The organism is Dehalobacter sp. DCM (assembly GCF_024972775.1).
Taxonomy (GTDB): Bacteria; Bacillota; Desulfitobacteriia; order Desulfitobacteriales; family Syntrophobotulaceae; genus Dehalobacter.
The window spans coordinates 3,981,514-3,994,202 of sequence record NZ_CP092282.1 but is presented as its reverse complement, the minus strand read 5'-3'; the positions used below and the strand labels follow the sequence as shown (position 1 = coordinate 3,994,202).

General features: G+C 45.6%; 13 protein-coding genes. All 13 read left to right on the top strand.

Features of this window, described 5'->3' with window-relative positions; genetic code table 11:
- Positions 1-26: 26 nt before the first annotated feature.
- Positions 27-1,625 (top strand): tRNA (N(6)-L-threonylcarbamoyladenosine(37)-C(2))-methylthiotransferase MtaB, encoded by a 1,599-nt coding sequence (mtaB, locus tag LPY66_RS18700; RefSeq protein ID WP_337985754.1) that lies wholly within the window; start codon positions 27-29, stop codon positions 1,623-1,625.
- 101 nt (positions 1,626-1,726) lie between these two features.
- On the top strand, positions 1,727-2,584 hold the full coding sequence (locus tag LPY66_RS18695) for a hypothetical protein (RefSeq protein WP_337985753.1): 858 nt from the start codon (positions 1,727-1,729) through the stop codon (positions 2,582-2,584).
- 110 nt (positions 2,585-2,694) lie between these two features.
- Positions 2,695-3,048 (top strand): histidine triad nucleotide-binding protein, encoded by a 354-nt coding sequence (locus tag LPY66_RS18690; protein WP_337985752.1) that lies wholly within the window; start codon positions 2,695-2,697, stop codon positions 3,046-3,048.
- Between the two features lie 112 nt (positions 3,049-3,160).
- Positions 3,161-3,337, top strand: coding sequence for a 30S ribosomal protein S21 (gene rpsU, locus LPY66_RS18685; protein WP_015044591.1), 177 nt, complete (start codon positions 3,161-3,163; stop codon positions 3,335-3,337).
- 15 nt (positions 3,338-3,352) lie between these two features.
- Positions 3,353-3,808 carry a GatB/YqeY domain-containing protein gene (locus LPY66_RS18680; protein ID WP_337985751.1) on the top strand — a complete coding sequence of 152 codons (456 nt, stop codon included), beginning with the start codon at positions 3,353-3,355 and terminating at the stop codon, positions 3,806-3,808.
- Between the two features lie 393 nt (positions 3,809-4,201).
- A complete protein-coding gene (locus LPY66_RS18675) occupies positions 4,202-6,166 on the top strand; it encodes a cell wall-binding repeat-containing protein (protein ID WP_337985750.1) in 1,965 nt (654 codons plus the stop codon).
- A gap of 71 nt (positions 6,167-6,237) precedes the next feature.
- Entirely contained in the window at positions 6,238-6,510 is a 273-nt protein-coding gene (locus tag LPY66_RS18670) for a YabP/YqfC family sporulation protein (protein ID WP_337985749.1), read from the top strand.
- Positions 6,511-6,512: 2 nt separating this feature from the next.
- On the top strand, positions 6,513-7,715 hold the full coding sequence (gene yqfD, locus LPY66_RS18665; RefSeq protein WP_337985748.1) for a sporulation protein YqfD: 1,203 nt from the start codon (positions 6,513-6,515) through the stop codon (positions 7,713-7,715).
- 54 nt (positions 7,716-7,769) lie between these two features.
- Entirely contained in the window at positions 7,770-8,729 is a 960-nt protein-coding gene (locus tag LPY66_RS18660; RefSeq protein WP_337985747.1) for a PhoH family protein, read from the top strand.
- Between the two features lie 146 nt (positions 8,730-8,875).
- Positions 8,876-11,080, top strand: a complete 2,205-nt coding sequence (locus LPY66_RS18655) for an HD family phosphohydrolase (protein WP_337985746.1) — start codon at positions 8,876-8,878, stop codon at positions 11,078-11,080.
- A 137-nt stretch (positions 11,081-11,217) separates the two neighbouring features.
- Positions 11,218-11,829, top strand: a complete 612-nt coding sequence (gene ybeY / locus LPY66_RS18650; RefSeq protein WP_337985745.1) for an rRNA maturation RNase YbeY — start codon at positions 11,218-11,220, stop codon at positions 11,827-11,829.
- 17 nt (positions 11,830-11,846) lie between these two features.
- A complete protein-coding gene (locus LPY66_RS18645) occupies positions 11,847-12,221 on the top strand; it encodes a diacylglycerol kinase family protein (RefSeq protein ID WP_337985744.1) in 375 nt (124 codons plus the stop codon).
- 23 nt (positions 12,222-12,244) lie between these two features.
- Positions 12,245-12,682, top strand: a complete 438-nt coding sequence (gene cdd, locus LPY66_RS18640) for a cytidine deaminase (RefSeq protein WP_337985743.1) — start codon at positions 12,245-12,247, stop codon at positions 12,680-12,682.
- The last annotated feature ends 7 nt before the right edge of the window (positions 12,683-12,689 follow it).

The window sequence follows — 12,689 nt, the reverse complement described above, 5'->3', positions numbered from 1 at the left end:
AATAAATGATAAAGAATGGATTGTCTATGGCGAAAGTATGCTTACTTACACTGGGCTGTAAAGTGAATCAGGCTGAAAGTGAAGCGCTCTCTCAATTATTGAAAGAAAAGGGCTTTGTGATCGTCAATGAGACGGAATCGCCCGAGGTGATTATTATTAATACGTGTACGGTGACCGGCACCGGCAGTGTGAAATCCCGCAAGCTGATCCGAAAAATGGTCAAAGATCATCCGGACAGCATGGTGGCTGTGATGGGCTGTTATTCTCAACTCAAGCCGGAAGAGGCTGCTGAGATTGAAGGCGTTGTCTTGGTAATGGGAACCCAAGACCGACGTTCTCTGCCAGCCCGACTGAAAGAGATTATGGTGAGCTCGAAGGCTGATCGCGCGGCTGAGGAAAATCATACAACGATACACAAAACATCGGATGATAATGATGCTGATAATCGCGATCCGGATAATATAAAACCGATGATGCTTAGTTCGGAACGTGTAAATAGCATTCAACCAATAAGAGAAGCTGAAGGGGAAATAAAAAAGGTATCGAAAAAGGCTCATACTGCTGTCAAACGATATGACCGGTCCCCAATATATGAAGAATTACCGATTATTCAAAGCGAAAGCCGAACCCGGGCCATGCTCAAAATTCAGGACGGCTGCAGCCAGTTCTGCACTTACTGCATTGTTCCCTATGCGCGTGGGCCATCCCGCAGCCGGGATCCACGGAATGTGATTACCGAGGCCCAAGAACTGCTTCAAGCGGGGTATAAAGAAATCATACTTACCGGTGTTCATATTGGCATGTATGGCAAAGATCTATCGGGTAATCCGATGACGCTGGCTGCTTTGATTTCTGAGCTGTGCCGATTACCGGGGATGAAAAGGCTGCGGCTTGGTTCGATCGAGCCAATGGAATTTACCTCCGAACTGTTAGAAGTTATTGGTGCCAATCCGACGATTGTCTGCCCGCACTTTCATATTCCTTTACAAAGCGGCTCGGATCGCATACTAAACCGAATGAACAGACCGTATACGACCGAAGAATACAAAGAACTTCTCGACCGTATCCGGTATGTCGTGCCTGATGCGGCTATCGCCGCGGATGTCATGACTGGTTTCCCGGGAGAGACGAATCAGGAATTTCAGCATGCCCTCACGTTCATTGAAAGCTGTTGTTTTGCCCGGATTCATGTGTTTCCCTACTCCCGTCGTCCGGGAACACCGGCGGCAGATATGCCGGATCAGATTCCCAAGGCGGTAAAAGCTGAAAGAGTCAGACAGCTGATCCATTTAGGCCGCCAAAGCAGCAAACGGTATGCCGCCCAATTCAATGGCCAGCCGTTGGAGGTCCTTATCGAAAATGTCAGAGAAGACGGATCTGCCCATGGACACAGTCGGAATTACCTTGAACTGCTGCTGCCGGCAGTCCTCGGTGTACGTCTGCAAACGGACGCGAAAGAAAAAGTAGATATAACTTATCATAAGCCTACAGATCAGTTGGCAGATGAGCCTCAGGATAAGCCTCAGGATAAGCCTCAGGATAAGCCTAGGGATAAGTCACAGTGGCAGGCCGGAGACCTTATCGTGTGTCCTTTTCAGGAAACGTATCTGCTTGACCATGAATAGTTTTTTTGTCGTTCGCTGTTTAATCTTGGTTTTTTTTATATTATAATTAATCAAATACCCCAGTATCCAGTCAAGCTGGAGCATGCAATTGAGGAGTAGAAATGAAAAACGCCAAACGATGGAAAACAGCACTTATCATCACGTTGATCGTTGTCATAGCCTGCGGCGTACTTGTTTTAAAGGATCCGCTGTATGCCCGAGCCAGAAGTTACGTCGTAATGAAGATCTACACGAAATATGAAGACAGCAAAAGTCTGATGGCGAAACAAAATATAGCTATTACGATCCCGGGTGGTAAAAGCACCGAAGAAAAAGACTGGTATCCCTTTATGATGATATTCAATGACGATGAAGGGTTTTCGAAGTATACGGGTAAAGATCTGTCATTGTCGATTCTTTATAATTTTGGTGCGTTTAGCTGGAATACAGGCTCATCCTTCTTCTTTCAGGATGATTCGCCTTACTATGCCAGTTTTTACGGCGGCTATGTGATCCAAGACAAAAGCGGCACCAATCAGTTTGGCTTTACAGAAGATGGAGAGCCGGATATCAAGGAACTCTTTCAGCCGGCTGAGTACGACTATAAGGAACTGGTACTTAAAAGCTTCGGCAGCCCTGCGGATAAACAGCGCATGGATATTCTTTCGTCTGAAATGAAACAGAATGTGGACTATGCAGGCTACACGGGCTGGACGCAAATTGATACGATTCTGCTGATCAATGGACCTGCTCATAAATTTGACGGCGGCCGACGGGCCTATATCCAGTATGGCAATCCCCTCAAGAAGACCAATCTGGAGAACTTTCCGCTGATTGCGTCCCGTGCCAGGGTGTATGCCCGATATTTCGATGAGTTTAACAGTACAATTATGCTTTATGTCTTTACGCCGTATGCGGATACGTTGGAAAAATGCGATAAGGACATTCTCAGTAAGACAGTCATATCGAAAAAATCTTAACTTCTTTTTTTATAGGAGCTAAACGTGTTATTAATGCGAAGAAAAGACATAATAGGTTATGAATAACGGTATGAAATATAAAATAACTCACTGGAGGTTAATAAAGTAACATGGAAAACTGCCTGTTTTGCAAAATCGCCCGCCATGAGATCCCTTCAACGATCGTCTACGAGGATGAGGATATCATCGCTTTTAACGATATTAATCCCGTAGCACCGATACATATCCTGATTATTCCCAAGAAACATATGGTCAGCACCAATGACATCACACCGGACGACGTTGACCTGATCGGCAGGATGTTTACCGTAATTAAAACACTTGCGGCGGAAAAGGGCATCTCTGAAACAGGGTATCGTGTAATTACCAACTGCGGTCCTGACAGCGGCCAGGAAGTCGCTCATCTGCATTTTCACCTTATTGGCGGCAGGACTTTAGGCAGGTTAGTATCAAGTCAACCTTAAACCTGTTTTAGGATTAACACGGTACTGGTATACTTCATCCGGCTTGACGTGTCCATTTACATCCATTATAATTATTTCGTATCAGTTGAACAGTGGAGGGAGGGATAAAAAAATGAGTGAAGTCAGAGTCGGTAAAAATGAATCCCTGGATTCCGCACTCCGCCGGTTCAAGCGCAATTGTCAACGTTCGGGGGTACTTTCGGAAGCTCGCAAGCATGAGCATTACGAGAAACCCAGCGTCAAGAGAAAAAAGAAATCTGAGGCTGCGCGGAAACGTAAATTCAAATAAGGGAGTTGGCTCCAATTGTCCCTGAAGGATCGTCTGGTTGAGGACATGAAGACAGCTATGAAGGCCAAAGAGGAGGGGAAGGTCAGACTTTCTGTTATCCGAATGGCTCGGGCTGCTATCAAATATGCTGAGATCGATAAAAAGACAGAGTTCAACGATGACGCGCCAGTAGTAGAAGTTCTTGCTCGCGAAGTCAAGATGCGGCGAGATGCAATAGAACAGTTTACGAACGCGAACAGACCCGACAAAGTCCAGGAGCTTAATGAGGAAGTCGCCATCCTGATGGAATACTTACCTCAGCAGCTCACTGAAGGGGAAATCCGCGAAATAGCTAAGGAAATCGTCGCTGAAACCGGTGCTCAAGGCGCTAAGGATTTGGGAAAAGTCATGGGAATCATCACCCCGAGAACAAAGGGCAGAGCCGAAGGGAAACTTGTGAATCAAATCGTGAGAGAACTCTTGGGTTCCTAAAAACTGAGAATTAAAAGACTGCTGCATGAACGTGCGGCAGTCTTTTTACATTGTGCCTCTGAAAGGAGACGGTATCCCAAATTCGCCACTGGTGGCGAATTTGGGATATTTTTTTGATGTTGCGCCACGAATGGGGCATAACTCAGTGTCAGTGTGATTCAGTTGACAAATAGTGTTTGAAGGCAGCACTTCTATCTAGAAGCTAATAATTGTAAATATAAGAAATAGATGGTAATATTATATGGTATTGTCTTTAGCAAACATAGAAATAGAATGAGCGGAACGACGTAAAATATTATATTTATCAAATATAAACATATATAGAACAATGAGTATACGCTGCATCATTGTCGCTTAATCAACCATTGGTGTGTCAGAAAGGGGATTCGAAAAATGAAGAGATGTTTAAAAAAGGTGATCATGCCCTTGCTTGTTACTATTATCTTTTTTATGTCAGCCAATGTGGTTTATGCTGAATCAACACATCGCATTTCCGGAGAAACCAGATACCATACAGCCTCTAACATTGCAAAGGAGGGGTGGCCAGATGGTTCAGACTATGCCATCTTGGCCTATGGCGGAAACTTTCCGGATGCCTTGGCATCGACCCCTTTAGCATCAAAATATAATGCGCCGATCTTACTTACAGACAAACTTAGTCTGACTCCGGTTACCAAGAGCACATTAATTTCACTGGGTACAAAGAATGTCATAATTATCGGCGGAACCGGCGCGGTATCCGGAACGGTTGAGTCCCAGCTTAAATCGATGGGGCTTACTGTGAGCCGTATTAGCGGCAGTGACCGATACAACACGTCTATTGAAATCGCAAAACGAGTTGGCAGCGATTCAGGTAAGTTGATCATTGCCCCAGGAAGTGATTTTTCAAACGCACTCTCTGTATCATCCTATGCCGGCGAAAACCAAATACCGATTATATTAGTCAATCAGAACACAGTTAGCACGAACCTTAAACAATTTGTATCCGGTTTAACGCTATCTCAGACATATATCATCGGGACAACAAACGAAATCAGCGAGGCGGTCAAGAATTCATTTCCTAACACAACCCGCATTCAAGGTTCCGATAAATACGGCACAAATTTGGCTGTACTAAAGGCATTTGACAGCGATTATAATTTCAGTACGGCATTTTTAGCGACTGGTACAAGCTTCGCTGATGCGTTGGCAGGATCCTCCTATGCGGCTAAACTGGGCGCACCAATAATCCTCACAGGTAAAACGATGGATAGTCGGATAATAAGCTATATTGACGGGAAAACATCAGCTATGGAACAGTTGACTATTCTCGGCGGAGAGGCTGCCATATCAACGTCACTGGTAAATAATTATCTAGGTGCTGTGGCGACACTGACTGCCAAAGAAATATTTACGTTGGTAAGCCCTTCGGTTGTCTATATCGAAACATTTGATTCATCCGGCAATGCCCTGGCCTATGGCAGCGGATTTATTGTTGATGCTGCCAAAGGAAAGGTTGCTACTAATTACCATATTATCGATGGCGCCTATAGTGCCAGAGTTAAAACGTTGTCCGGAACAGTTTATACTGTAGAAAAGGTTTTTGCTTACAATGTGGCGAATGATGTTGCTTTGCTTAAGATTAACGGATCTGGACTCAAAGCGGTCACTCTGGGAGATTCATCAACAATAGAAACTGGTGACAAGATATATGCGATTGGTAATCCTCAGGGATTGGAAAATACAATTTCAGATGGTCTGATCAGTACAAAATCGAGGGTTTTGGATGGGACAACATATATTCAGATCTCGGCGCCAATATCGCGTGGATCAAGCGGCGGTGTTTTGCTGAATGAACAAGGGAATGTCATCGGGATAACTTCGGCTGTCATTGACAACGGCCAGAACTTAAATTTTGCAGTCCCGATTAATTCGTTAAAACCGTTGTTGTCCTTGGACATCAATAAGACGTTAAACGAGATGTTTGGCTCTACAAACGTCCCATCCAATCCAGGCGATGATGTGACCTATCTCGATGTATGGAGATATATACAAACAACATATGGCACAAACATTATTGACGGAAAGACCATCAAATATAATGTGACGGTGTCGCCTTACGAAGGAGACCTGGATGGATCCCACGCCGGAAGTATATTTATCGTCTTTACAGCCACGACAGATACCTCAGACGCTGAAGATGAGGTAATCATGAATAGTCCTTCGGCATATATGTCGTGGTTTATCAGTATGATAGCGGACATCGACACCCGGTACGGGATGTATGAATATAATGGCGGCATGTGGTATTATGATCATTTCTTCCTGTTGTTTTGTAATTGGTCCGGCGATTTAGAATTTTGGGTACCGAGTGAATAACTCCCGGCTGAAAATGCTTGTACTTATTTGCTGCTCCCACGCATAGACATGCTATGAAGGGAGTGGGACCGATGTTCAAAAAAATACAAGAGCAAGCCGGTAAGATTTTGGAATTTCCGCCAGATGTCCTGGACAACGGGCCGAAAGTAACCGTATTGGGCCGAAGTGAAATCATTATTGAAGATTATCTCGAAGTAACAGGATTTTCCGACAGCGAGATTACTGTCCGAACCTCCTTAGGCAAGCTGACCATGCAAGGAGAAACACTGGTTCTTTCCTCCGTAGCAGATATGGAGATCCATATAAAAGGCAGGATCTCGGGACTGTTTTTCGAGGAGGGCTGACGATGTTTGGAAAGTTTGCGCGTTATCTTCATGGACGCGTCTATATTAAGGTGCAGGGGAATGAAACCACCCGCTTTATCAATGAGGCTATTAAAGAGAATATAAAATTCTATAACGGGAAAAAACTGTCGGATGGATTTACGGCAGAAATTGAAACAAAGGATTTCAAAAATTTACGTAAAGCAGCTAAAGCTGCAGGAGTCAGATTTTCGGCCCGGGCTAAATACGGGTTTCCCTTTGTGGCTTTGCGTTGGCAAAGACGAAAAGGATTGATCGCCGGTTTTTTTATCATTGCGGCCGGTTTAATTATCTTATCCCAGTTTGTCCTTTCCATTAGCCTGGAAGGTAACAGCAGAATAACCGACGAGCAAATTCTGGCCGAAGCTGAAAAAGCCGGATTGAAAACGTGGGTTCTTAAAAGCAAACTGGATATGGACAGTATGAGTAAACAAATCCAGGATAACATGACCGACTTGGCCTGGGTCACTATGGAGAAACGCGGAACGAATATCCGGATCCGGGTGGTCGAGAAAACACTGCCCAAGAAGGTGATTTTTCAAGGTGATCTTATCGCAGCCAAGACGGCGTACGTTGAAGACGTTATCGTCATCCAGGGGAATGCCCTCGTCAAGGAAGGTGATACAGTCAAGGCCGGGCAGGTCTTGATCAAAGCGGCAGGCGGTATGACGGAATATAGCTTTGATGTCTCCGGGGACAGCACGGTTAAAAAAAGCAACGTCGACGCACCGGCGGCAAAGGGGTTTGTCCGCGGCAGAGTATGGTATAGTGCCGAAAAGAAGGTTCCGTTAGAAGAGGACCAGGTCGTCAAAACAGACAAAGATGCCGATGGATGGGGAATAAAATTGAACAACCGAGTTATAATGATAACGAACGAAAGCAGTCCCTATGCGGAAGCTGTTGCAGAAACGTATACTTATACTTGGCACATTTGGAGGAATTGGCGTTTCCCTGTCGAATTGATTAAGGTACATTATGATGAGACGAAGAAAGTCCACATCGTACGTACAGAATCTGAAGCAAAAAAACTTGCAGAAACGCTGGCTCGGGAAGAATTGAAATTAAAGCTGCCCTCTGATGCCAAGATACTTAATGATGCGATTCGGATCCTGCCGTCTGATAGCGGTGCTGCACGAATCCGCGTTGAGATTGAAACTTTCGAAGAACTGGCTGTTTATAAACAGTAGCAGCAAATAATATAGTGATAACACACGATACTAATCGTTCGGAGGAACTCTCTATTGCGCAGCGAGACAAAACTCTACCTGAAGGACAAAGAAGAGGCACTGAATTTATTTGGTCTTGAAGACGCAAACTTGCGGTTTTTAGAAGAACGCCTGGGATGCCAGCTGGTTTTTCGCGGTGAAGAATTGACCATTGTGGGCGAGGAACACCAAATCGGATTGGCACAGGAGGTTGTCAAGCAGCTGCTTGACTTGATCCGTAAGGGCAATACGCTGACACTGGCTGATGTGACCTATGTCGCCTCAAAAGTCGAAGAAGGAACGGGTCAGGAAATGGCCCAAAACCTGACGCATATCATCGCTACAACCCAAAGAGGACGTCCTATCAAGCCAAAGACTCTGGGTCAGGCAAAATATGTTAAAGCAATTGAAAAACAGTCGCTGGTATTCGGCATTGGTCCGGCCGGTACCGGAAAGACCTATTTGGCCGTGGTCATGGCTGTCAAAGCCCTTCGGGCCAAAGAAGTCAACCGGATCGTGCTGACCCGACCTGCCGTCGAAGCAGGAGAGAAGCTTGGCTTCCTGCCCGGCGATCTTCAGGAAAAAGTGAATCCCTATCTTCGACCGCTGTATGACGCGTTGTATGATCTTCTTGGCTCAGAGACGACGGCTCGTTATGTGGAAAAAGGAACCATTGAAATAGCACCGCTGGCGTATATGCGGGGACGAACACTGGATGACTCGTTTATTATCCTGGACGAGGCTCAGAACACCACGCCGGAACAGATGAAAATGTTCCTGACTCGGCTGGGTTTTGGGTCAAAGGCAGTTGTTACCGGCGATATTACGCAGGTTGACCTGCCCCGGGGCAATTATTCAGGATTAATTGAAGTTCAGCATATCCTGAAAAGGATTGACGATATTTCTTTCCACTACTTTACTTTAGATGATATTGTACGAAACCCGCTAGTGCAAAGCATTATCCACGCGTATGAAACAGCAGACAAAGAAGACTAGAAAACTTGGCTTACCCAAGCCTTATGGCGCTGGCGAAAGCCATAGTTGCACTTAGATATATCAGAAAGGAATGATACTTTCTGATATACTAAGAAAAACACAAATCAATTTAAGGTAACGAAGGTACTAGGGTAGGATTGGTGGATTTGAGCAAAAAAATAAGAAATATGTTTTTACCAATGCAAACCGGGCGTGTTATCGGCAGATGGAAGGTTGCGGCATTTGTGCTGTTTTTCCTGCTGTTTACAGCCCTTTTGGCGTCTGATCTTTTTCAATCAAAATTGAATGTGGAGCTGGGGGAGCCGAGTACGGAGTTGATTACGGCACCCTATGAAAAAAAGATTGAGGATCTGACAAAATACCGGGAGGATCAGGAAGCCGCAGCGAATAAGATCGAGCCGGTCTACAAGGCAGATCAGTCTCAAATTACATTTTTATCGGAGGATTTGGAGCGGACCTTTGATGTGCTGAATGACGCGATCGATTCGAAGGCCGATACAACAGAAAAATTGGACAATTTGAGAAAACTGGTTCCTTATTCTGCGTTAACAGACCGAACCTTGTCATCGTTACTGCAGCTTTCAAGTAATCAGGTTGATACGGCCGAGGAAGTAGCGACCCGAATCATCCTGGGTTTAGCCAGGGATACCAACAGCGGGGCAAGGTCTCAGTCGGAAGTTCCCCTGTTGCAAGACAGAATGGCGGTACAAATCAGCAAATCAAGTATTACGGATTCGATGAAATCATTGATGAATGCCTATATCGACTTAGGTGTCATTAAACCCACACTGACTATTGATGAAGAAGCAACCGACAAACTAAAAAATATTGCGAGTTCTCAGGTTACCCCCACCTATCGTATCTATCGGCAAAACGAAAAAATCGTCGGCCCGGGCGAAATCGTCGATTCGGAAATCTATCGGGCCTTACAGGTCTATGGGTTAGTAGAACTCAAATCGCCGTGGATACCGACAGCCGGAGTCGCTTTGCTTGTCCTTTTATCCATGGCCATCGTTATTTTGTTTTCTCATCAATTAAGCCAGGAGACTTATCGCAACTGGAAAAGACTTGTATTGATCGGAATGTTGATGGTTGCCTCCCTGGCGCTTGGAAAGATCTTTATAGCCATTAATTTGGGCGATTCGGAAATAAACGCGCTGACGGCAGTCCTCATTCCTGCGGCTTGGGTAACGATGTCCGTCACTATTTTGCTTGGTGTACGGATCGCCATCATTGTCGGTACCGTATTGGCTGTATTGATCTCAACCATGGCGGATCCAAACAGTATGGGAGCTACGGGAACCATAGCCGGTTTTTTTGCCTTGTTTAGCGGGATCATTGGAATCCTGAGTGTAGCCAAGCTGGATCACCGCTCAGATTTGGCCAGAGCGGGATTATTCATTGCGTTGATCAATGCGGTTATGGTAAGCGGTGTTGTTTTGATTCTCCAGTACAGTATAACCTTTTGGCTGATTGGCATGGTATTGAGTATCGGCAGCGGCTTTTTGTGTTCTGTCCTTACCATGGGCATCCTTCCCTGGCTGGAGTCAAGCTTTAATATTACCTCTGCGGTCAGGCTCCTCGAACTCTCTAATCCAAATGCCCCTTTGCTAAAAAATTTGTTGATTGAAGCTCCGGGCACCTACCATCACAGTGTTGTCGTCGGCAACCTTGCGGAAACAGCGGCTGAAGAAGTTGCAGCTGATCCTGTGTTAGTCCGTGTCGGCGCCCTTTACCATGATATCGGAAAGCTGAAGAGGCCGTATTTCTTTATTGAGAATCAATTTTCCAAGGATAATCCCCATGATAAGCTTGCGCCAACACTCAGTTCACTGATCATTATTTCCCATGTCAAAGACGGGTTAGAAATGGCTAAGGAACATAAACTTCCACAGAACATCCAGGATATCATTGCCCAGCACCATGGCGACAGCACGGTGTCGTTCTTTTATCACAAAGCGCTGGAAGAAAATGCGGAGATGCCAGAAGAAGCATTCCGTTATGACGGACCGCGTCCGCAAACCAAAGAGGCGGCACTCGTTCTTCTGGCCGATAATGTTGAAGCGGCTGTTCGTTCTCAGAAACTAAACAATCCGGGAAAAATCGAAGGGTTAGTACGAAAGATCATCAAGGAAAAGTTTGACGAAGGCCAACTCGATCAGTGTGACTTAACCTTCAAAGATCTGGACAAGATAGCAGTAGCGTTTACTAAGGTATTGAGCGGGATCTTCCATTCCAGGATCGAGTATCCCGAATTCCCGTCTGTGAAGCTCCTTAAAGAACTTGAAGCTGTGCATCAGGAAATCGACTCGGAGGCAGAAGTTGTAGCTCAGCCGTTGAAAGATGAGTAAAATCTGCTCAGAACTAATGGAAAAGACGAATGCAAAAAAACATTTAAAGTATTATGCAATAGTAGATTAGGGTAAATCACGTGTTATTAGGTGAGGAGGGAACGAAAGGCTTGTAAGAGACGGGCCTTTCCAGAAAGATGGAACTGGATATCAATTGGGAAGAAAGAACGGTCAGTGCAGAAGAACAGAAGAAGCTAACAGAACTGCTCTGGACAGGAATCGAACAAGCGCTGAAATGTGCTAATGGGCCGGAAGATGCTGAAATGGGGCTTCTTTTAACCGACGACGCAGCAATCCATGAAATGAATCGCACCTATCGCGGGGTCGATGCGCCAACGGATGTCCTGTCTTTTGCCATGCAGGAAAAAGGTGAAGGCGAACCGGATGTGTTCTATGATTCTCTTTCCGGCGTCGCGGATGATGGATCGGAAGATTTTTCGGTAGAGGACCTGATCGATAAGGAATACCTAAGCGATGGTGAAGAGGCAGATGATGGGGAAGGTTTGTTTTCCGATGACGAAGAAGATGTCTTTTACAAGGACATGACGTTAGGTGATATCGTTATTTCCGTCGAACGGGCACGAGCCCAAGCCGAAGAATATAGGCATTCCCTGGACAGAGAGATTGTATATCTGGCCGTGCATGGGACCTTGCATTTGCTTGGATTTGATCATAATAATGTTGAAGACACCAGCATAATGCGGCGACTCGAGGAAGAGGTTATGGAAAACTTGGGTCTCACCCGGTGACAGTGAGGTAAAAAGCGATGGCGGATACCCGTAAAAATACGGATTTTTCCATGAGCTTCAAAGCGGCTGGAAATGGGATCATCTACACGCTTAAAACAGAAAAACACATGAAGTTTCATGTGTTCGCTGCAGCTGCTGTTGTTCTGGCCGGATTATTTTTTCATTTGTCGACGGTGCATTGGCTCTTTCTCGTATACGCCATCGGCAGTGTTGTCGTTGCCGAATTATTTAACACCGCCATTGAGAGGGCGATTGATTTAGCTGAGCCTAACTACAATTCGCTGGCGGGAATTGGTAAGGATATCGCTTCGGGGGCCGTGCTGGTAACCGCATTACAAGCCGTTATTATCGGAATCATTATTTTCGGGCCCAATATGATCAGGTTATTTTAAGTGAGCGCAGGGGGAGTGCTGGGATGGAAGTGCACAACGCCATGCTGTTAGAGCAAGAGCAGGCTGTGTTATTAGCGAATCAAGCTAAAAAAGCGTATGAAAATGCCTATGCGCCTTACTCTGGATATAAGGTTGGGGCTGCCGTACTTTGGCACTCTGGGCGTATCACATCCGGAGCAAATATTGAAAATGCTTCTTATGGCTTAACCGTTTGCGCGGAACGGAACGCCGTTTATCAAGGAGTTTTGACCGGGGAGAAACAAATCTTTGCCATAGCGATCGCTGTTCCGGCGTTGGACATGCCATCACCATGCGGCGCTTGCCGACAGGTGATCCGGGAATTTGCCTCAGATTGTATTGTTATACTGCTTAATGGACAAGGCGATATGGCCCAAACCCGATTGCAGGTGTTGCTGCCCGAGGCCTTCGGCCCGGAGTTTTTATATAAAGTTTCTGAATAAGGGAAGG